This window comes from Kitasatospora sp. NPDC127111 (assembly GCF_042677465.1).
Classification (GTDB): Bacteria; Actinomycetota; Actinomycetes; order Streptomycetales; family Streptomycetaceae; genus Kitasatospora.
Genome location: NZ_JBHXTG010000109.1, coordinates 1 through 23030, shown reverse-complemented (window position 1 = coordinate 23030; position 23030 = coordinate 1). Strand labels below are relative to the sequence as shown.

General features: G+C 75.8%; 2 protein-coding genes. Both read right to left on the bottom strand.

The features are described from left to right. Nucleotides 1–15820, bottom strand: a 15820-nt coding sequence (locus ACFVHB_RS37535) for an SDR family NAD(P)-dependent oxidoreductase (RefSeq protein WP_380331700.1), incomplete at its 3' end; no start/stop codon positions are given. A gap of 61 nt (nucleotides 15821–15881) precedes the next feature. Then, nucleotides 15882–23003, bottom strand: coding sequence for a type I polyketide synthase (locus ACFVHB_RS37530; protein WP_380331697.1), 7122 nt, complete (start codon nucleotides 23001–23003; stop codon nucleotides 15882–15884). Nucleotides 23004–23030: the final 27 nt, after the last annotated feature.

Here is a 23030-nt window from a genome sequence, read left to right as displayed (position 1 = left end):
CGGTCGCCCGGCGGGCGGCCTCGGCCGCGTCACCGCCGGCCTCGTCACCGGCCAAGGCCAGGACGATGCCGGGGGTGATCTCCCCCGCCTCGGTGACGGCGGCCACGTCGGCCAGATCGGCGAAGGAACGGACCGGCACGCCGGCCGCGTTCAGCGCCTCGGCCAGGCCGAAGCGGTCGGCGCCGATCAGCGCCCAGTCCCCGGACGGCACCGCCTGAGCACCGGAGACCGGAGCCCACTCGACGGCGAACAGGGCATCCGACACGGCCGGACCGGAGGCCTGGAGCTGATCGGCCGCCACCGGGCGGGTGATCAGCGAGGCCACCGACACCACCGGGGCACCCATCGCGTCCGCCGCCGTCAGCGTCAGGCTGCCCTGCGCGTCCCGGCGCAGCCGGGCCCGGAGAACAGAAGCGCCGGCCGCGTGCAGCTCCACGCCCGTCCAGGCGAACGGCAGCCGCACCTGACCCGGCTCGTCGGTCCCGGCGACCAGGGCGCTGGCCTGCAGCACCGCATCCAGCAGCGCCGGGTGCAGCCCGAACGCCCCCGCGTCCGCGGCCACGGACTCCGGGAGCGCGACCTCGGCGAACACGTCCTCGCCGCGGCGCCAGGCGGCGCGCAGCCCCCGGAACGCCGGGCCGTAACCGTACGGTCCCTCGGCAGCGGCATCGTACACGCCGGTGACGTCCACGACGGTGGCGCCGCGCGGAGGCCAGACCGCGAAGTCCTCCTCCGCGACCGCCGGCTCCCCGGCGGGGGCGACCACACCGCTCGCGTGCTGCGTCCACTCCTGCTGGGCGTCGGGGCGGGAGAAGATCTCGACCGTCCGGCGCCCGTCCGCATCGGCGTCGGCGTCCTCATCGGCGAGGACCACCTGGACCTGGACGCCGGAGCCGTCGGTGGGCAGGACGAGCGGCGCGTGCAGCGTCAGCTCCTCCAGCAGGCCGCAGCCCACCTGGTCCCCGGCACGCACGGCCAGCTCGACGAAGGCCGTACCGGGCAGGAGCACCGCCCCGCCGATCGCGTGGTCGGCCAGCCACGGATGCGTCCGCACGGACAGCCGCCCGGTGCAGACCAGGCCCGCGCCGCCGGCCAGCTCGACCGCCGCACCCAGCAGCGGGTGCCCGACCGCGCCCAGGCCCAGCGACACCGCGTCCCCGCCGATGGCCGGACCGGCCGCGCGCGGCCAGAACCGCTCGTGCTGGAAGGCGTAGGTCGGCAGCTCGATCCGCCCGGTGGCCGGCAGGACGGACGTCCAGTCGACCGGGGCCCCGCTGACGAACGCCTCGGCGAGCGAAGTGACCAGGCGGGTCGTACCGCCCTCGTCGCGGCGCAGGGTGCCGCAGACGGCCGCCGGGACGATGCCGGGGCCGGCCTCCTGGGCGACCTCTTCGAGGGTGTCGTTCATCGCGCCCATCAGCACCGGGTGCGGGGTGACCTCCACGAACAGCTGGTAGTTCTGGCCGGCGAGCGTCCGCACGGCGCGGTCGTAGTGCACCGTCGCGCGCAGGCTGGCGTACCAGTAGGCGGCGTCGAGCTCCTCGCCGGTCAGGGTCTCGCCCGTCATCGCGGAGACCATCGGGACGCGGCCGCGACGCGGGGCGATCCCGGCCAGGACGGAGGTGATCTCCTCCTCCAACCGGTCGACCTGAGCACTGTGCGAGGCGTAGTCGACCGCGACCATCCGGGCGCGCACGCCCTCGGCCTCGAACTCCGCCCTCAACTCCTCCAGCGCGTCCGGCTCGCCCGAAACCACCACCGCGGCAGGGCCGTTGACGGCCGCCAGGGAGAGCCGCTCACCGAAGCGGGCGATGCGCTCCTCCACCACGGCGGCCGACCGGCTCACCGACAGCATCCCGCCGAGACCGGCCAGCACCTTCAGCGACTGCGAGCGCAGCGCCACCACCCGGGCACCGTCCTCCAACGACAGCATCCCGGCCACCGTCGCCGCCGCGATCTCACCCTGCGAGTGACCCACCACCGCGTCCGGCGTGACACCCGCGGCCTCCCAGACCGCAGCGAGCGAGACCATCACGGCCCACAGCGCCGGCTGGACGACGTCCGCCGCCTTCATCTCCGGCGCACCCGGCGACCCGGCGAGCACCTCGTCCAACGACCAGTCCACGTAAGGCGCCAGCGCCGCCGCACACTCCGCCAGCCGCGCCGCGAACACCGGACTCACCGAAGCCAGTTCCCGGCCCATGCCGACCCACTGCGAACCCTGACCCGCGAACGCGAACACCGTCCGCACACCCGGCCGCGCCACACCAGAAACGACGGCACCACTGGGCACACCGGCCGCGAAGCTCTGCAGCCCCAACACCAGCTCCTCACGCCCGCCACCGACCACCACGGCCCGGTGCTCGAACACCGACCGCGTCGTCGCCAGCGACCACGCCACCTCGGCCGGCGCGAGCTCGGGCCGCGCGGCCACCCAGTCGGCCAGCCGCTCCGCCTGAGCCGTCAGGCCCTGAGCCGACCGGCCCGACACCAGCCAGGCCCCGGCCCCGCCGGGCTCGACCACCGGCGGAGCAGCGGCCGGCTCGACCACGTCGGCGCCATCCTCGACAGGGGCCTCGGCGGGAGCCTCCTCCAGTAGGACGTGGGCGTTGGTGCCGCTGATGCCGAACGAGGACACCCCCGCCCGGCGCGGACGCTCGCCCGCCGGCCAGGGCGTCGCCTCCGTCAGCAGCTCCACCTCACCGGCGGACCAGTCCACGTGCGGCGACGGCTCGTCGGCGTGCAGCGTCCGCGGCAGTTCGCCGTGTTGCAGCGCCAGCACCATCTTGATGACGCCCGCCACGCCGGCCGCGGCCTGGGTGTGCCCGATGTTCGACTTCACCGAACCGAGCCAGAGCGGCCGACCCTCCGGTCGCTCCTGCCCGTACGTCGCCAGCAGCGCCTGCGCCTCGATCGGGTCGCCCAGCGTCGTCCCCGTCCCGTGCGCCTCCACCACGTCCACGTCCGCGGCGGTCAGCCGGGCATTGGCGAGAGCCGCCCGGATCACCCGCTGCTGCGACGGGCCGTTCGGCGCCGTCAGACCGTTCGACGCACCGTCCTGGTTCACCGCCGAACCGCGCACCACCGCGAGCACCCGGTGCCCGTTGCGCCGGGCGTCCGACAGCCGTTCCAGGACCACCATGCCGGCGCCCTCGGCGAAGCCCATCCCGTCCGCCTGGGCGGAGAACGCCTTGCAGCGGCCGTCCGCCGCGAGGCCGCGCTGCTGGCTGAACCCGACGATCCCGTCGGGGGTGGCCATGACGGTCGCCCCGCCGGCGAGCGCCATCGAGCACTCGCCCGAGCGCAGCGCCTGGGCGGCCAGGTGGAGCGCCACCAGCGACGAGGAGCACGCCGTGTCGACCGTCACCGCCGGGCCCTCCAGGCCCAGCGCGTACGACACCCGGCCCGACATCACACTGGTGGCGAAGCCGGTCGTCAGGTGTCCTTCGGCGCCCTCGCTGCCGGTCGCCAGTCCGAGCCCGTAAGCCGACGCGAATCCGCCGACGAAGACGCCGGTCGGGCTGCCGCGCAGCGCGCCCGGGTCGATGCCGGCCCGCTCCAGCGCCTCCCAGGACGTCTCCAGCAGCTGCCGCTGCTGGGGGTCCATGGCCAGCGCCTCGCGCGGGCTGATGCCGAAGAACCCGGCGTCGAAGCCGCCGGCGTCGGCGACGAAGCCGCCCTCCTGGGTGTAGGAGGTGCCGACGCTCTCGGGGTCCGGGTCGTAGAGCCCCTCCACGTCCCAGCCGCGGTCGTCCGGGAAGCGGGAGATCGCGTCCGTCCCGGTGGCGAGCACCTGCCAGAACCCGTCGGGGTCGTTCACGTTGCCCGGGAACCGGCAGGCCATGCCGACGATCGCGATCGGCTCGTCGGATCCCGCCTCCGCCGGGCGGACCGGCAGGAGGTTCACGGGCTGCTCGTCGTCACCGACGAGCCGGGCCCGGAGGTGACCGGCGAGCGCGACCGGGTTGGGGTAGTCGAAGACGAGCGTGGCCGGCAGTCGCAGGCCGGTCGCGGTGCCGAGGCGGTTGCGCAGTTCGACGGCGGTGAGCGAGTCGAAGCCCAGGTCGGTGAAGGCCCGGGTGGACTCGATCGCCTCGGCGGAGCTGTGGCCCAGGACGGCCGCCACGTGGGTCCGGACCAGGTCGGTGAGCAGCCGCATCCGGTCCTGCTCGGACAGCCCGGCCAGCTGCTGGTTCAGCGAGTCCGCGCCGACGCCACCCGAGGCGGCGGTCCGACGGCCGGCCCCGGCGGTGACCAGGGTCCGCCACAGCGGCGGGACGTCCGCGCTGCGGGCGGCCTGCGCGCGCAGCCCGGCCAGGTCCAGCCGGGTCGCCACCAGCAGCGCCTCGGAGCGGGCGATCCCCTGGTCCAGCAGGGCCAGGCCCTCGGCCGCGCTCAGGGCCACGGCGCCGCCACGGGTCAGTCGGGCCCGGTCGGAGTCGGTGAGCTGCCCGGTGAGGCCGCTGACGTTCGCCCACAGGCCCCAGCCGAGGGACGTGCCGGGCAGTCCGGCCGCCCGGCGGTCGGCCGCCAGCGCGTCCAGGAAGGAGTTCGCCGCCACGTAGTTGCCCTGGCCGGGGACACCGAACGTCGCCGCGGCCGAGGAGAACAGCACGAAGTGCTCCAGGTCCAGGCCCCGGGTGAGCTCGTGCAGGTGCCACGCGCCGTCGGCCTTGGGCCGCATCACGGTGGCCACCCGCTCCGGGGTCAGCGACGCGATCGTGCCGTCGTCGAGGACACCGGCCGTGTGCACCACCGACCGCAGCGGACGCTCGGCCGGAACACCCGCGAGCAGCGCGGCCAGGGCGTCCCGGTCCGCCGTGTCACAGGCCACCACGTCGACCGACGCACCCAGCTCCGCCAGCCCCGCGGCCAGCACCGCCACCCCGGCGGCGGCCGGACCGGAACGGCTCGTCAGCACCAGCCCGTCCGCACGGCCCGTGGTCACCAGGTGCCGGGCGACGAGACCACCCAGCGTGCCCGTACCACCCGTCACCAGCGCCGAAGCCCCGCCCGTGCGGGGTGCGTGCAGGTCGGTGGGGACGGTGAGGACCAGCTTGCCGGTGTGGCGGGCCTGCTGCATGAAGCGGAACGCCTCGCGCGCCCGCCGCACGTCCCAGGCCCGCACCGGCAGCTTCGTCAGCTCACCGGCCGCCATCAGCTCGACGATCTCGCCGAGCATCGCGCCCATGCGCTCCGGCCCGGCCTCCCCGAGGTCGAAGGGCCGGTAGACGACACCGGGGTGCTCCGCCGCCAGGACGTCGGCGTCCCGGAGGTCGGTGCGGCCCATCTCGACGAACGCGCCGCCGCGCGGCAGCAGCCGCAGGGACGCGTCGATCAACTCGCCCGCCAGGGAGTTGACCACGATGTCGACACCGGCGCCACCGGTGGCGGCGAGGAACTCCGCCTCGAAGCCGGCGTTGCGGGACGAGGAGACGTGCGCCTCGTCCAGGCCCATCCCGGCCAGCACCGGCCACTTCGCCGGGCTCGCCGTCGCGAAGACCTCCAGACCCAGATGCCGGGCGATCTGCACCGCCGCCATGCCAACACCACCGGCGCCGGCGTGCACCAGCACCCGCTGGCCCGCCTTCGCGCCGGCCAGGTCCACCAGGGCGTACCAGGCCGTCATGAACGCCACCGGCACCGACGCGGCGTCGGCGTAGGACCAGCCGGCCGGGATCCGCACCAGCTGGCGCGCGTCCGTCACCACCACCGGCCCGAACCCGCCGGCGGCGACGCCCATCACGCGGTCGCCGACCGCCAGGCCGGTCACCTCGGCGCCGGTCTCCAGCACCGTTCCGGCGATCTCACTGCCCATCACCCCGCCGCCCGGGTACATGCCCAGGGCGATCAGCACGTCACGGAAGTTCAGCCCGGCCGTCCGGACCGCCACCCGGACCTGCCCGGCCTCCAGCCGGTCCCCCGCCTGTGGCACCGGCGCCGGCGTCAGGCCCTCCAGGGACCCACCCGCGTCCGGCTCCAGCCGCCACAGGCCGCCGCCCTCGGGCACCGCCAGGTCGCCCGCCGGGCGGGCCAGCCGCCGCCCGTAGACCGCCTCACCACGGACGGCCAGCTCCGACTCGCCACTGCCCAGGGCGGACGGCAGCACGGCCGCGGCCTGGTCTCCGCCGACGGGGAGATCCACGAGGACCAGCCGGCCCGGGTTCTCCGACTGCGCCGAGCGCAGCAGACCCCAGACCGCGGCGGCCGGCAGATCGGCGATCCGCTCACCGGCCGAGGCGGCCACACCGCCCAGGGTGACCACCACCAGCCGGGCCTCGGCCAGCCGCTCCTCGGCCAGCCAGTCCTGCACCAGGCCCAGGGACGCGCCGGTCACGCGGGCGGCGGCCTGCGCCGGGTTGCCACCGTTCTGCTCGTCGAGGTCATCGAGGTCATCGACGTCTTGTAGGTCATCGAGGTCGCCGACGCAGGCCAGGACCAGGGCGGGGTCGATCTCCCCCGCCTCCGTCGCGGCGGCGAGCTCGGCCGCCCCCGGGAAGGAACGGACCGGCACACCGGCCGTGCCCAGCGCCTCGGCCAGGCCGAAGCGGTCGGCGCCGATCAGCGCCCAGTCCCCGGCCGGGGCCTCGGCCCCGGCGATCGGGGTCCACTCGACGGTGAACAGGGCATCCGCCACCGCCGGGCCGGAGGCCTGGAGCTGATCCGCCGCCACCGGGCGGGTGATCAGCGAGGCCACCGACACCACCGGCTGACCTGCGGCGTCCGCCGCCGTCAGCGTCAGGCTGCCCTGCGCGTCCCGGCGCAGCCGGGCCCGCAGCACAGAAGCGCCGGCCGCGTGCAGCTCCACGCCCGTCCAGGCGAACGGCAGCCGCACCTGACCCGGCTCGCCCTCCTCGCCTCCGCCGACCAGGCCACTGGCCTGCAGCACCCCGTCCAGCAGCGCCGGGTGCAGCCCGAACGCCCCCGCGTCGGCCGCCACGGCCTCCGGCAGCGCCACCTCGGCGAAGAGCTCCTCGCCGCGGCGCCACACCGCCCGCAGCCCCTGGAACGCCGGGCCGTAGCCGTACGGGGTGTCGGCCAGCGACTCGTACATGCCGCTGACGTCCACCGCCGTGGCACCGCGCGGAGGCCAGACCGCGAAGTCCTCCTCCGCCACGGCCGTTCCCTCGGTGGGGGCGACCAGACCGCTCGCGTGCTGCACCCAGGCCTGCTGGGCGTCGGCGGCATCGGGACGGGAGAACACCTCGACCGTCCGACGCTCGTCCGCGTCGGCGGCGGCCACGACGACCTGGACCTGCACCCCGCCGCCGTCGGCGGGCAGGATCAGCGGTGCCTGCAGGGTCAGTTCCTCCAGCAGGCCGCAGCCCACCTGGTCCCCGGCGCGCACCACCAGCTCGACGAAACCGGTGCCTGGCAGGAGCACGGACCCGCCGATCGCGTGGTCGGCCAGCCACGGGTGCGTCCGCACGGACAGCCGCCCGGTGCAGACCAGACCCGCACCGCCGGCCAGCTCGACCGCCGCGCCCAGCAGCGGGTGCCCGACCGCGCCCAGGCCCAGCGACACCGCGTCCCCGCCGACGGTCGGCCCCGCGGCCGGCGGCCAGAACTGTTCGTGCTGGAAGGCGTAGGTCGGCAGCTCGATCCGCCCGCCGGCCGGCAGGACGGCCGCCCAGTTCACGGGCGCGCCGTTGACGAAGGCCTCGGCGAAGGAGGTGACCAGGCGCTGGGCACCGCCGTCGTCACGCCGCAGCGTGCCGCAGACGGCCGCCGGCGCGATGCCCGGGCCGGCCTCCTGGGCGACCTCTTCGAGGGTGTCGTTCATCGCGCCCAGCAGCACCGGGTGCGGGGTGACCTCCACGAACACCTGGTAGTTCTGGCTCGCCAGGGTGCGGACGGCGCGGTCGTAGTGCACGGTGGCCCGCAGGCTGGCGTACCAGTAGGCGGCGTCCAGCTCCTCGCCGGTCAGGGTCTCGCCCGTCATCGCCGAGACCATCGGGACGCGGCCGCGACGCGGGGCGATCCCGGCCAGGACGGAGGTGATCTCCTCCTCCAACCGGTCGACGTGAGCACTGTGCGAGGCGTAGTCGACCGCGACCATCCGGGCGCGCACGCCCTCGGCCTCGAACTCCGCCTTCAACTCCTCCAGCGCGTCCGGCTCGCCCGAAACCACCACCGCGGCAGGGCCGTTGACGGCCGCCAGGGAGAGCCGCTCGCCGAAGCGGGCGATGCGCTCCTCCACCACGGCGGCGGGCCGGCTCACCGACAGCATCCCGCCGAGACCGGCGAGGACCTTCAGCGACTGCGAGCGCAGCGCCACCACCCGGGCGCCGTCCTCCAGCGACAGCATCCCGGCCACCGTCGCCGCCGCGATCTCACCCTGCGAATGGCCCACCACCGCGTCCGGCGTGACACCCGCGGCCTCCCAGACCGCGGCGAGCGAGACCATCACGGCCCACAGCGCCGGCTGGACGACGTCCGCCGCCTCCAGGGCGGGAGCACCCTCCGCACCCGCCAGCACCTCGTCCAACGACCAGTCCACGTACGGCGCCAGCGCCGCCGCACACTCCGCCAGCCGCGCCGCGAACACCGGACTCACCGAAGCCAGTTCCCGGCCCATGCCGACCCACTGCGAACCCTGACCCGCGAACGCGAACACCGTCCGCGCACCCGGCCGCGCCACACCCGACACCACCGAACCCGACGGCACCCCGGCGGCCAGGCTCTGCAGCCCCGCCACCAGCTCCTCGTGGTCGGTGCCGACCACCACCGCGCGGTGCTCGAACACCGACCGCGTCGTCGCCAGCGACCACGCCACGTCCGCCGGCGCCGACTCCGGCCGCGCCACCGCCCACTCCCGCAGGCGGCCCGCCTGGGCCGTCAGCCCCTCGGCCGAGCGGCCCGACACCAGCCACGCGCCGGCACCCGACACCACCGGAGCCGTCTCCGGCACCTGGACGGCCTCGGCGGCCTCGGCGGCCCCGGTGGCGCCGCCCGCCGCGTCGTCCACGCCCGCGGCGTCCTCGGCCTCGGCCTCCGCGGCCGGGGCCTCCTCGACGATGACGTGCACGTTGGTGCCGCTGATGCCGAACGCCGACACACCGGCCCGGCGCACCCGCTCCCCGGCCGGCCACGGCACCGGCTCGTTCAGCAGCCTGATGTCGCCGGCCTCCCAGTCCACGTGCGAGGACGGAACGTCCGCGTACAGCGTCGGCGGAAGCTGCTCGTGCTGCAGCGCCAGCACCATCTTCATCACACCGGCCACACCGGCGGCGGCCTGCGTGTGGCCCAGGTTCGACTTCACCGATCCCAGCCACAGCGACCCGCGCTCGCCGCGGTCCTGACCGTACGTCGCCAGCAGCGCCTGCGCCTCGATCGGGTCGCCCAGCGTGGTGCCGGTGCCGTGCGCCTCGACCACGTCGACGTCGGCCGTCGACAGCCGGGAGTTGGCCAGCGCGGCGCGGATCACCCGCTGCTGCGAGGGGCCGTTCGGCGCGGTCAGGCCGTTGGACGCGCCGTCCTGGTTGATCGCCGAGCCGCGGATCACCGCGAGCACCGGGTGCCCGTTGCGCCGCGCGTCCGCGAGCCGCTCGACCACGAGCATGCCCGCGCCCTCGGCCATGCCCATGCCGTCGGCATCGTCCGAGAAGGCCTTGGACCGCCCGTCCTCGGCCAGACCGCGGGCGTGCGAGAACGCCAGGAACCCGTCCGGGCTCGCCATGATCGTGACACCGCCGGCCAGGGCCAGCGAGCACTCGCCCGAGCGCAGGGCCTGGGCGGCCAGGTGCAGCGCCACCAGCGAGGACGAGCACGCCGTGTCGATCGTCACCGCCGGGCCCTCCAGGCCCAGCGTGTAGGACACCCGGCCGGACAGCACGCTGGCCGCGTTGCCGGTCATCAGGTGGGCCCCGAGGCTCTCCACCTCCTCCTCGTCCGCCATGGTGACGGCGAGGTACGAGGAGCCGTAGCCGCCCACGAAGGCGCCGGTCTGGCTGCCCCGGAGCGTGGCCGGGTCGATCCCGGCGCGCTCCAGCGCCTCCCACGAGGTCTCCAGCAGCAGGCGCTGCTGCGGGTCCATCGCCAGCGCCTCACGCGGGCTGATGCCGAAGAAGCCGGCGTCGAAGCCGCTGGCGTCCTGGACGAACCCGCCCACCTGCGTGTACGAGGTGCCGATGTTGTCGACGTCCGGGTTGTACAGGGCGTCGAGGTCCCAGCCGCGGTCGGTCGGGAAGGTCGACAGCCCGTCCGTGCCCGTGGCGAGCATCCGCCACAGCTCCTCCGGGCTGGTCGCGCCGCCCGGGAAGCGGCAGGCCATGCCGACGATCGCGATCGGCTCGTCCATGGCCGGGGCCGCCGTCGTCGCCGGGCCGGCGGGCTCCGCGACGTCGGACAGGTCGCCGGCGAGCTGCTCGCGCAGCAGGGCGGCGAGCGCGACCGGGTTGGGGTAGTCGAACACCAGGGTGGCCGGCAGGCGCAGGCCGGTCGCCGGGTTCATCCGGTTCCGGAACTCGACCGCGATCAGCGAGTCGAAGCCGAGGTCGGTGAACGGACGGTTCGCCTCGATCGCGTCGCCGGAGGCGTGTCCGAGCACCGCGGCCGCGTGGGTGCGGACCAGGTCCAGCAGCACCCGGTCGCGCTCCGCGCCGGGGAGCCCGGCGAGCTGCTGCTTCAGCACCTCGGCGGCTCCGGTGCCGGTCGCTCCGGCGGCGGAGGTGACGGCCGCCCGGCGGGGCATGATCTCGTCGGCCAGCACCTGCCACAGCGCCGGGACGCCGGTCGCGGCCGCCTGCGCGCGCAGGGCGGCCTTGTCCAGCCGGGCCGGGACGAGGATGGCCTCGGCCCGCTCCAGGGCGAGGTCCAGCAGGGCCAGACCCTCGTGCTCGCTCAGCGCGGCGAGGCCCGAGCCGGTCATCCGTCGGAGCATCACCTCGTCGAGGTCGCGGCCGATGCCGGCCTCGGGCATCCAGGGGCCCCAGGCCAGCGCGGTGCCCGCCAGCCCGGCGGCCCGCCGGTGACCGGCCAGCGCGTCCAGGAAGGCGTTCGCCGCCGCGTAGTTGGCCTGGCCCGCGCCACCGAACGCCGCCGCCACCGAGGAGAACAGCACGAAGTGGTCGAGGTCCAGGCCCCGGGTGAGTTCGTGCAGGTGCCAGGCCGCGTCCACCTTGGGACGCATGACCGCCGCCACGCGCTCGGCGCTCAGCGAGTCCACCATGCCGTCGTCGATGATGCCCGCGGCGTGGAAGACGGAGCCCAGCGGGCAGTCGGCCGGGAGGGCGTCCAGCACGCCGGCCAGCGCGTCCCGGTCGGCCACGTCGCACGCGACCACCCGGACCCAGCCGCCCAGCGCGGCCACCTCGGCGGCCAGCGCGGCGGCGCCGGCGGCGCCCGGGCCCGAACGGCTGAGCAGCACGGCCCCGCCGGCCCGTCCGGTGGCCACCATGTGCTTGGCGACGACCCCGCCGAGCGTTCCGGTGCCGCCGGTGACGAGCACCGTGCGCGAGCCCTCGGCGTCCGGCCGCTCCGCCGTGCCCTCGGCCCGGTCGGGGACCACCAGGTCGCCCGACGGGCGGGTCAGGCGCCGGCCGTAGCCCTTCCGGTCCCGGACGGCCACCTCCGGCTCACCGCTGCCCAGCACGGTCGGCAGCGCCGCCACCTCGCCCTCGCCGCCGGCGGCGGGGAGGTCGGCCAGGACGAACCGGCCGGGGTTCTCCAGCTGGGCCGAGCGCAGCAGGCCCCAGACGGCGCCGGCGGCCGGGTCCGTCACGTGGTCGCCGGCCTGCACGGCCATGCCGCCACGGGTGACGACCACCAGCTCCGCGGCCTCCAGCTCCGGTGCGCCCAGCCACTCCTGCGCCAGTCGCAGCGCCTCGCCGGCGACCTGCCGGGCGGCCACGGTCACGCCGTCGGCGCCTTCGCCGCTCACGCACGCGAGCACCACGCGGGGGACGGTCTCCCCCTCGGCGGTGGCGGCGGCCAGCTCGGCGATGCCGGCGTAGCCGCGCACCGGGACGCCGGCGGCGGCCAGCTGCCCGGCCAGGTCGAAGCGGTCGGCGCCGACCAGCGCCCACGGCCCGTCCAGGACCGCGCCCTGGGCCAGCGGGGCCCACTCGACGGTGAAGAACGCGTCGCGGATCCACTCGTCGCCGGACGCCCGCAGCTGGTCCGGCGACACCGGACGGGTGATCAGCGAGGCCACCGACACCACCGGGGCGCCCGTGGCGTCCGCCGCCGTCAGCGTCAGGCCGCCCTGGGCGTCGCGGCGCAGCCGGGCCCGCAGGACCGGCGCCCCGGCGGCGTGCAGCTCCACGCCCGTCCAGGCGAACGGCATCCGGATCTGGCCCTGTTCGCCGTCCCCGGACTCCTGTGCGTCGGCCGCCTCGGCCACCACGCCGGCGAGCAGCGCGGCGTCCAGCAGCACCGGGTGCAGCCCGTACGCGCCGGCGTCCCCGGCCTCCTCGGGCAGGGCCACCTCGGCGAAGACGTCCTCGCCGCGGCGCCAGACGGCCTGCAGGCCCTGGAACGCCGGGCCGTAGATGTCGGCCAGGTGCACGGTGTACAGGTCGGTGATGTCGAGCGCCTCGGCCCCGCGCGGCGGCCAGACGGCGAGGTCCTCCTCCGCCCGGACGGCGGCCCGGGCGGGGGCGATCACCGCGGCGGCGTGCTTCACCCAGACCGGCTCCTCCTCGGGGCGGTCGGGGCGGGAGAACACGTCGACCTGGCGCCGGCCCTCGTCGTCGGCCGGGGCCACGACCACCTGGACCTGGACGCCGGCGCCGTCCGCGGGCAGGACGAGCGGCGCCTGCAGCGTCAGCTCCTCCATCAGCGAGCAGCCCACCTGGTGGCCGGCGCTCACCACCATCTCGACGAAGCCGGTGCCCGGCAGCAGGACCACGCCGCCGACCGCGTGGTCGGCCAGCCAGGCGTGCGTGCGCAGCGACAGCCGTCCGGTGCACACCAGCTCGGCCTCGCCGGCCAGTTCGACGACGGCGCGCAGCAGCGGGTGGCTCACGGAGCCCAGGCCCAGCGAGGCCGGGTCCCCGTCGCCGGCCTTGGCCGCGCCGGGCAGCGCGAGCATGCCCTTCGGCCAGTACCGCTCGTGGCGGAAGGCGTAGGTGGGCAGTTCGACCCGGTCGGCGGCGGGCAGGACCTTGGCCCAGTCCACGGCGACGCCGGCCACGAAGGCCTCGGCGAGCGAGGTGAGCAGGCGCGTCGCCCCGCCGTCGTCGCGGCGCAGGGTGCCGCAGACCGCCCCGGGCTTGACGGCCGGGCCGGCGTCGGCGGCGGCCTCCTCCAGGGTGTCGGTCATCGGCGCGATCAGCACCGGGTGCGGGGAGACCTCGATGAACACCTGGTGGTCCAGGCGGGCCAGGGTGCGCACCGCCTGCTCGAACCGGACGGTGGCCCGCAGGCTGGCGTACCAGTACCCGGCGTCGAGCTCCTCGCCGTCGAGCAGCTCGCCGGTGACCGCGGAGACCATCGGTATCCGTCCCGCGCGCGGGGTCACGCCGGCCAGCAGGGAGGTGATCTCCTCCTCCAGCCGCTCCACCTGCGCGCAGTGCGAGGCGTAGTCGACCGCGACCATCCGCTGGCGCACGCCCTCGGCCTGCAGTTCCTCCTGCAGTTCCCGCAGGGCGGCCGCCTCGCCGGAGACCACCACCGCGGAGGGGCCGTTGACGCAGGCCAGGGAGAGCCGGCCGTCCCAGCGGTCCAGCCGCTCCGTCACCCGGGCGACGGGCTCGGTGACCGACAGCATCCCGCCGATGCCGGTGATCGCCCGCAGGGCCTGGGAGCGCAGGGCGACGACCTTGGCGCCGTCCTCCAGGCTCAGCATGCCGGCGACGGTGGCCGCGGCGATCTCGCCCTGCGAGTGGCCGACGACCGCGTCGGGCGTGACGCCCGCGGCCTCCCACACGGCGGCGAGCGACACCATGACCGCCCACAGCACGGGCTGCACGACGTCGGCGGCCTCCAGGGCGGGCGCGCCCTCGGCGCCGGCCAGCACGTCGTCGAGCGACCAGTCCACGTACGGCGTCAGGGCCTGCGCGCACTCGGCCAGCCGCGCGGCGAACACCTCGCTGCAGGAGGCGAGTTCCCGGGCCATGCCGAGCCACTGCGAGCCCTGGCCGGGGAAGACGAAGACCGACCGGGCGCTGGCGTGCGCCACGCCCGAGACGACCGAGGCGTTCTGCAGGCCGCCGGCCAACTGGCCGAGGCCGCCCATGAGTTCGGCGCGGTCCGCGCCGAGCACCACGGAGCGGTGCTCGAAGGCGGCGCGGGTGGTGGCCAGCGACCAGGCCACCTCGGCGGGCTCCAGCGCCGGCCGGGCGGAGAGCCAGTCGCGCAGGCGGTCCGCCTGGGCGGTCAGTCCGTCCGCCGAGCGGCCGGACACCAGCCACGCCGCGGCGCCCGACACGACCGGCGCCACGGCCTGCGGGGCGCTCTGCTCGGCCGGGGCGTCCGCGTCGGCGGCCTCCGCGGACTCGGCCTCCTCGGCCGGGGCCTCCTCGATGATGACGTGCGCGTTGGTGCCGCTGACGCCGAACGAGGAGACGCCGCCGCGGCGCACCCGCTCGCCGACGGGCCAGGCCTCGGCCTCGTTCAGCAGCCGGACGTCACCGGCCGACCAGTCGATGTGCGGCGACGGCTCCTGCGCGTGCAGCGTCCGCGGCATCCGCTGGTTCTGCAGCGCCAGCACCATCTTGATGACACCGGCGACGCCGGCCGCGGCCTGGGTGTGCCCGATGTTGGACTTCACCGAGCCGAGGAAGACCGGGCGGTCCTCCGGGCGGCCCTGGCCGTAGGTGGCGATCACGGCCTGCGCCTCGATCGGGTCGCCCAGCGTGGTGCCGGTGCCGTGCGCCTCGACCACGTCGACGTCGGCCGGGGACAGCCGGGAGTTGGCCAGCGCGGCGCGGATCACCCGCTGCTGCGAGGGGCCGTTCGGCGCCGCCAGGCCGTTGGACGCGCCGTCCTGGTTGATCGCCGAGCCGCGGATCACCGCGAGCACCGGGTGCCCGTTGCGCCGCGCGTCGGACAGCCGCTCCAGGACGACCATGCCGGCGCCCTCGGCGATGCCCATGCCGTCGGCGTCCGCCGAGAACGCCTTGCAGCGCCCGTCGTGGGCCAGCCCGAGCTGCTTGGAGAACTGGGTGAACATGATCGGAATGGCGGTCACCGTGACACCGCCGGCCAGCGCCAGCGAGCACTCGCCCGAGCGCACCGCCTGGGCCGCGAGGTGCAGCGCCACCAGCGACGACGAGCAGGCGGTGTCCACGGTCACCGCGGGGCCTTCGAGGCCCAGCGAGTACGACACCCGGCCGGAGATGACGCTGGTCGAGGTCCCGGTCATCAGGTGGACGTCGAGGTCCTCGTCCGTGCCGAAGCCGTACCCGGACAGCGCGGCGCCGGCGAACACGCCGGTCAGCGAACCGCGCAGCGAGGTCGGGTCGATGCCGGCCCGCTCCAGCGCCTCCCAGCACACCTCCAGCAGCACGCGCTGCTGCGGGTCCATCGCCACCGCTTCGCGCGGGCTGACGCCGAAGAATCCCGCGTCGAATCCGCTGGCGTCCGCGATGAATCCGGCCTCGCGCACCTGCGAAATGCCGTCCGGGTCCTCCGCGTAGAGTTCCTCGATGTCCCAGCCGCGGTCGGTCGGAATTCCGGCGACCCCGTCGCGGCCGTTGGCCAGCAGGTTCCAGAAGTCCTCCGGGGCCTGGATTCCGCCGGGATAACGGCAGCCGATGCCGACGATCGCAATCGGCTCGTGGCTGCGCTCCTCCACCTCACGCAGGCGCTGACGCGTGTTGTAGAGGTCGGTCGTCACCCATTTGAGGTAGTCGCGGAGAGTCTCTTCGTTCGCCATCGGATCTCACCATTCCAGTTCGTGAAACGCAAGCCTGCTATCCGCAAGCACGGACAACCACTTACCTGCCGAGTTCCTTGTGGATGAACTCGAATATCTCGTCGTCCGTTGCGGACCCGATCTTCTCCGCGACCGCCTGGGTTTCCGCCGGGGCGCCGGCCTCCATCCACTGGGAAAGGAGCCCCTGCAGGCGATCGGTGATCAATTGATGCGTCTTCTCGTCCGGCGCCGCCCCGGTCAGCAGCGACCCGAGCCGGTCGACCTCCTCCACCAGGGACACCGGGCCGGACCCGTCCTGGAACTCCTCGCTCCAGAGGTACTCGGCCAGCACCACCGGGGTGGGGCAGTCGAACAGCAGCGTGGCCGGCAGCTGGAGGCCGGTGGCGGTGCTGAGCCGGTTGCGCAGCTCGACCGAGGTCAGCGAGTCGAAGCCCAGGTCGCTGAACGCCCGGGTGGCCTCAACGGCCTCGGCCGACGCGTAGTCGAGCACCGCGGCCGCCTGCGCCTGGACCAGCTTGACCAGCGCCCGGGTCTGCTCGGCCCGTGAGAGGCCCGCCAGTTGCTGCTTCAGGGACGCGCCCGCGTCCGGGTCGGCGGCGGTGTCGGCCCCTTCGCCGGCCAGCGCCGCGACGACCTCGGGCAGGCCCTCGATCAGCGGGCTGGGCCGGCGCAGCGTGAACGGCGGGGCGAACCGCGCCCAGTCCACGTCCGCGACCGTGACCGACCCCTCGCGGCCGTCCAGGATCTGGGCGAGCGCCTGGACGGCGTGGTCCTCGTCCATCACCATCAGACCGCCCCGCGCCATCCACGCGGCGGTGTCGGCGTCGGTCATGCCGCCGCCGCCCCACGGCCCCCAGGCCACCGAGGTGGCGGGCAGGCCCTGGGCCCGGCGCCGCTCGGCCAGGCCGTCCAGGAAGGTGTTGGCCGCGGCGTAGGCGGGCTGGACGCTGCTGCCCCAGGTCGCCGAGATCGACGAGAAGAGCACGAACGCGTCCAGGTCCAGACCCCTGGTCAGCTCGTCCAGGTGCACGGCGCCGGCGGCCTTGGCGGCCAGCACCGCGGCCGTCTCGGCCAGGTCGGTGTCCTCCACCGTGGTCGCCTGCCCGATGCCGGCGGTGTGCATCACCGTCGACAGCGCGGGGCCGGTCGTACCGATCCGGTGGAGCAGGCCGGCCAGGCCGGCCCGGTCGGCCGCGTCGCAGGCGACGACGTCCACGTCGCTGCCCCGGGCCGCCAGGTCGGCGACCGCCGCGGCGAGACCGGCGGCGGCCGGGCCGGACCGGCTGGTCAGCACGAGCCGCCGGGCGCCCCGGCCGGCCAGCCAGCGGGCCACGTGCCCGCCGATCGCACCGGTGCCGCCGGTGACCAGGACGGTCCCGCCGGGCGTCCACTCCCGGTCCGCCGGACGGGGGTGGGGAGCCCGGGTCAGCCGCCGGGCCAGGATCCCGGCCGGACGGACCGCCACCTGGTCCTCACCGCAGCCGGCCAGCACCGCGGCCAGCCGTCCCGCGGTCTGCTCGTCGACCGTGCCGGGAAGGTCGACCAACCCGCCCCAGCGGTCCGGGTGTTCCAGCGCCACGACGCGGCCCAGACCCCAGACCTGCGTCTGCACCGGGCTGGCCGGGCCCTCGCCCGGCCCGCCGGCCACCACACCGGACGTGACCACCCACAGCGGCGCGCCCACCTCGGCGGCGCCCAGCGCCTGCACCAGGGTCAGCGTCGCGGCGAGGCCGCGGGGCACCACCGGGTGCTCCGGCACGGACGTCTCGTCCAGGGCCAGCAGCGACAGCACCCCGGTGAAGCCGGACTCCGGCAGCACCTCGCGGATCCGCTCGGCCGTCCGCTTCCGGTCCTCGTCGGCCGTGGTCTCCAGGACGACGGGCTCGGCACCACGGGCGGCCAGCGCCGCCGTGCACTGCCGGGCGAGGTCGGCGTCGGCGTGTCCGGCGGGGAGCACGACCAGCCACGGCCCGGACAGCCGGGCGGGGGCGGGGTCCGCGACGGGCGCCCAGGTGACCCGGTAGCGCCAGTTCTCGGTCACCGAACGGTCCTGCTCCCGGCGTCGCCAGGAGGCCAGCGCGGGCAGGACGGCGCCGAGTTGCTTCTGGTCCTCGATCGCCAGGGTGTCGGCGAGCCGGGCCAGGTCGCCGCCCTCGACGGCGGCCCAGAACCGGGCCTCGGCGGCCGTGCTCGCACCGTCGCCGCCCATCGGGGACGCCGCCCCGGCGGCCTGCAGCCAGTAGTGCTGGTGCTGGAAGGCGTAGGTCGGCAGCTCGACCGGCTCGGCGGCGGGCAGGACGGTCTTCCAGTCGACGGGCAGGCCGCCGACGTGGGCCTGCGCCAGCGCGGTGACCAGACGCGTGGCACCACCGTTGTCGCGCTCCAGCGAGCCCACGCTGAGGACGTCGATGCCGGCGTCCTCGGCGGTCTCGGTGACGGAGGCGGTCAGGACGGGGTGCGTGGACACCTCGACGAACGCGCCGTAGCCCCCGCCGAGGAGCGTGCGGACGGCCTCCTCGAAGCGGACCATCCGCCGCAGGTTCGCGTACCAGTAGCCGGCGTCCACCTCGCTGCCGGACAGCCACTCGCCGGTGACCGTGGAGATCATCGGCACCCGGCCCGGCTGCGGGGTGATCCCGGCCAGCTCCTTCTCCAGCACGGCGGCCAGCGGCTCGACCGCCGGCGAGTGCGCCACGAAGTCCGTCTCCGGGATCCGCCAGCGCAGCACCTTGCGCGAGGCCAGCTCACGCTCGAACTCCGACAGCGCGTCCGGCTCGCCGGAGACCACGACCGCCGCCGGGCCGTTGACCGCGGCCACCGACAGGCGCTCGCCCCAGCCCTCGACGATCTCGCGCACGGCCGGCGAGGGCATCACGACCGAGACCATCGAGCCCTGGATGGCCAGGCTCGACAGCGCCCGGGCCCGGACGGTCACCACGCGGGCGCCGTCCTCCAGGGACAGCATCCCGGCGACGGTGGCCGCCGCGATCTCGCCCTGCGAGTGGCCCAGGACGGCGTCCGGCCGGACACCGGCGGCCTCCCAGACGGCCGCCAGCGACACCATGATCGCCCACAGCACCGGCTGCACCACGTCGGCCGAGTCCAGACCCGGAGCGCCCTCCGCCCCGGCCAGCACCTCGGACAGCGACCACGGGACGTGCGGCGCCAGCGCCGCCCCGCACTCCGCCAGCCGCGCCGCGAAGACCGGGCTCGACTGCGCCAACTCGCGGCCCATGCCGACCCACTGGGCCCCCTGACCGGCGAACACGAACGCCGTCCGGCTCCCGGTCCGGGCCACGCCCGACACCACGGAGGCGGCCGGAGCGCCGAGGGCCAGGCCCTCCAGGCCCGACGCCAGCTCGTCACGCCCGCCACCGACCACGACGGCCCGGTGCTCGAAGGCCGAACGCGTCGCCGCCAGCGACCACGCCACCTCCGCCGGCGTCAGCTCCGGCCGCGCCGCCACCCAGTCCCGCAGCCGCGCCGCCTGAGCCGTCAGCCCCCGGGCCGACCGGCCCGACACCAGCCACGCGGCCGGCGCGTCCTCGACCACCACGGCCGACCGGACCTCGTCCCTCGGCTCCTCCGGAGCCCCGGCCTCCGGGGCCTCCCCGGCCGGAGCCTCCTCCAGGATGAGGTGCGCGTTGGTGCCGCTCATGCCGAACGACGAGATGCCGGCCCGACGCACCCGGTTCTCGGCCGACCACGGCACCGCCTCGGTCAGCAGCTCCACCTCACCGGCCGACCAGTCGATGTGCGGGGAACGCTCGGCCGCGTGCAGCGTCGCCGGCAGCTCCCGGTGCCGCAGCGCCATCACCATCTTGATCACACCGGCCACACCGGCGGCCGCCTGGGTGTGCCCGATGTTCGACTTCACCGAGCCCAGCCGCAGCGGCCCGTTGCCGCCGCGCTCCTGGCCGTAGGTCGCGAGCAGCGCCTGCGCCTCGATCGGGTCCCCGAGCGGGGTACCCGTCCCGTGCGCCTCCACCACGTCGACCTCGTCGGCGCGGACCCCGGCGTTGGCCAGCGCCGCCCGGATCACCCGCTGCTGCGACGGCCCGTTCGGCGCCGTCAGACCGTTGGACGCACCGTCCTGGTTGGTGGCACTGCCGCGGATCACCGCGAGCACCTGGTGCCCGTTGCGCCGGGCGTCCGACAGCCGCTCCACGACGAGCATGCCCGCGCCCTCGCCCAGGCCCATGCCGTCGGCCGCCGCCGAGAACGGCTTGCACCGTCCGTCCGGCGCCAGCCCCATCTGCCGGCTGAACTGGTCGAACAGCAGCGGGTTGGCCGCCACCATGACGCCGCCCGCCAGGGCCAGCGTGCACTCCCCGGAACGCACCGCCTGGCAGGCGAGGTGCAGCGCCACCAGGGACGACGAGCAGGCCGTGTCGACCGTCACCGCCGGGCCCTCCAGGCCCAGCACGTACGACACCCGGCCGGACACGACACTGGTCGAGATCCCGGTGACGAGGTGCCCGTCGAGCTCGCCCTGCAGGCCGGAGCTCCAGCCGTACCCGGAGGCGGACGCGCCCGCGAACACGCCCGTCGCCGACCCGCGCAGCGCCGCGGGGTCGAGACCGGCCCGCTCCAGCGCCTCCCAGGCCACCTCCAGCAGCAGCCGCTGCTGCGGGTCCATCGACACGGCCTCGCGCGGGCTGATCCCGAAGAACCCCGCGTCGAAACCGGTCGCGTCGTAGACGAAGCCGCCCGCCCGGACGGGCCCGCCCTCGGCGGCGTCGCCGCGGCCCTCGATGACCCAGCCCCGGTCCTCCGGCAGGACGGAGATGGCGTCGGTCCCGGCGGTCACCAGGTCCCACAGCTCCTCCGGACCGGTCACCCCGCCCGGGTACCGGCACGCCATGCCGACGATCGCCAGCGGCTCGTCGGTCGCCGCCGCCACGACCGGGGCGGCCTGCGCGCCGTCGGGGACGCCCGCCAGCTGCGCCAGCAGGAACTCGGCGGCGGCGGTGGGCGTCGGGGCGTCGAACATCAGCGTCGCGGGCAGCTGGAGGCCGGTGGCGGTGCTGAGCCGGTTGCGCAGCTCGACCGAGGTCAGCGAGTCGAAGCCCAGGTCACTGAAGGCCCGGGTGGCCTCGACGGCCTCGGGCGACGCGTAGTCGAGCACCGCGGCCGCCTGGGTCTGGACCAGGTTGACCAGCATCCGGTTCTGCTCGATGCGCGGCAGGCCCGCCAGCCGCTGCTTCCAGGACGCGCTCGCGTCCGCGCCGCCGGCCTGGTCGGCCCCGGTCGCGGCGGCCGGCAGGTCACCGGCCAGGGCCTGCCGGACCTCCGGCAGGTTCTCGATCAGCGGGCTGGGCCGGCGCAGCGTGAACGGCGGGGCGAACCGCGCCCAGTCGATGTCGGCGACCGTCAGCTGTTCCTCGCCGCCGTCCAGGATCTGGGCCAGTGCCCGGACGGCCCGGTCCTCGTCCATGACGATCAGTCCGCGGCGGCTGCCCTGCGCGGCGCCCGCCTCGTCGGTCATGCCGCCGCCGCCCCACGAACCCCAGGCGATCGAGGTCGCGGTCCGGCCCTGCGCCCGGCGGTACTCGGCCAGGCCGTCCAGGAAGGTGTTGGCCGCGGCGTAGGCGGGCTGGAGACCACTGCCCCAGGTCGCCGCGATCGAGGAGAAGAGGACGAAGGCGTCGAGGTCCAGATCGGCGGTCAGCTCGTCCAGGTGCACGGCGCCGGCGGCCTTGGCGGCCAGCACCGCGGCCGTCTCGGCCAGGTCGGTCTCGTGCACGGTGGAGTGCTGGACGACACCGGCGGTGTGGAACACCGCGGACAGCGCGGGGCCGTCCGCCGCGATCCGGTCGAGCACCCCGGCCAGCTGGGACCGGTCGGCCGCGTCGCAGGCCACCACGTCCACCCGGCTGCCCCGGGCCGCCAGTTCGGCGACCTTCGCGGCGAGACCGGTGGCGGCGGCCCCGGACCGGCTGGTCAGCACGAGCCGCCGCGCGCCGCGCCCGGTCAGCCACCGGGCCACGTGCCCGGCGATCGCACCGGTGCCACCGGTGATCAGGACACTGCCACCGGGCGTCCACTCCCCGGAGGTGCCGCGCGGCTGCCCGGCCCTGGTGAGCCGGCGGCCGAAGACCGCCGCCGGACGGATCGCGACCTGGTCCTCGCCACAGCCGGCGAGCACCGCGACCAGCCGGGCCGCGGCCTGCTCGTCGAAGGCGGCCGGAAGGTCGATCAACCCGCCCCAGCGGTCGGGGTGTTCCAGGCCGACGACCCGGCCGAAGCCCCAGATCTGGGTCTGCAGCGGGTTGCTCAGCGCCTCGCCCGGCGTCGCCGCGACGGCGCCGCGGGTGAGCAGCCACAGCGGGGCGTCGATGCCCGCGTCGCCGAGCGCCTGCACCGCGGCCAGCGTGGTGGCGAAGCCCCGGGGAACCGCCGGGTGCCCGGGCACGGGCGTCTCGTCCAGGGCCAGCAGCGAGACGATGCCGGCCGGCGCCGCGGTGTCCTGCGACGGCTCGCCGTCCTGCGGCGCCGCGGTGTCCTGCAGTGCCGCGGTGTCCTGCAGTGCCGCGCCGATGACGGCCGCCACGTCGCGCCGGTCCACGGCGTCGGCCGGCAGCTCGGCGACCGTGACCTCCGCGCCGCGGGCGGCCAGCGCCCGGACGCAGGACCGCGTCAGCTCGTCGTCGGCCCGGTCGGCGAGCACCAGCCAGCGGCCGGTGAGCGCGGCGGAGTCGGCGTCCGCGACCGGCGCCCAGGTCACCCGGTAGCGCCAGCCCTCCGTCGCCGAGCGGTCGCGCTCGCGGCGGCGCCAGGAGGTCAGCGCCTCCAGCACCTCACCGAGGGAGCGCTGGTCGTCCAGCTCCAGGACCTCGGCGATGTGGGCCAGGTCGCCGCCCTCGACGGCGGCCCAGAACCGGGCCTCGGCGGCCGTGCCCGAGCCGTCGCCCCCGGTGGGGGTCACGCCCGTGGCCGCGGGCTCCAGCCAGTACCGCTGGTGCTGGAAGGCGTAGGTCGGCAGGTCCACCTGACCGGCGGCCGGCAGGACGGTCTTCCAGTCGACGGGCAGACCGCCGACGTAGGCCTGCGCGAGAGCGGTGAGCAGACGGGCGGCGCCCGCGTTGTCACGCTCCAGCGTGCCCACCGTCAAGACGTCGGCGATGCCCGCGTCCTCAGCCGTCTCGGTCACCGACGCGGTCAGCACCGGGTGCGGGGACACCTCGACGAACGCGCCGTAACCCCCGCC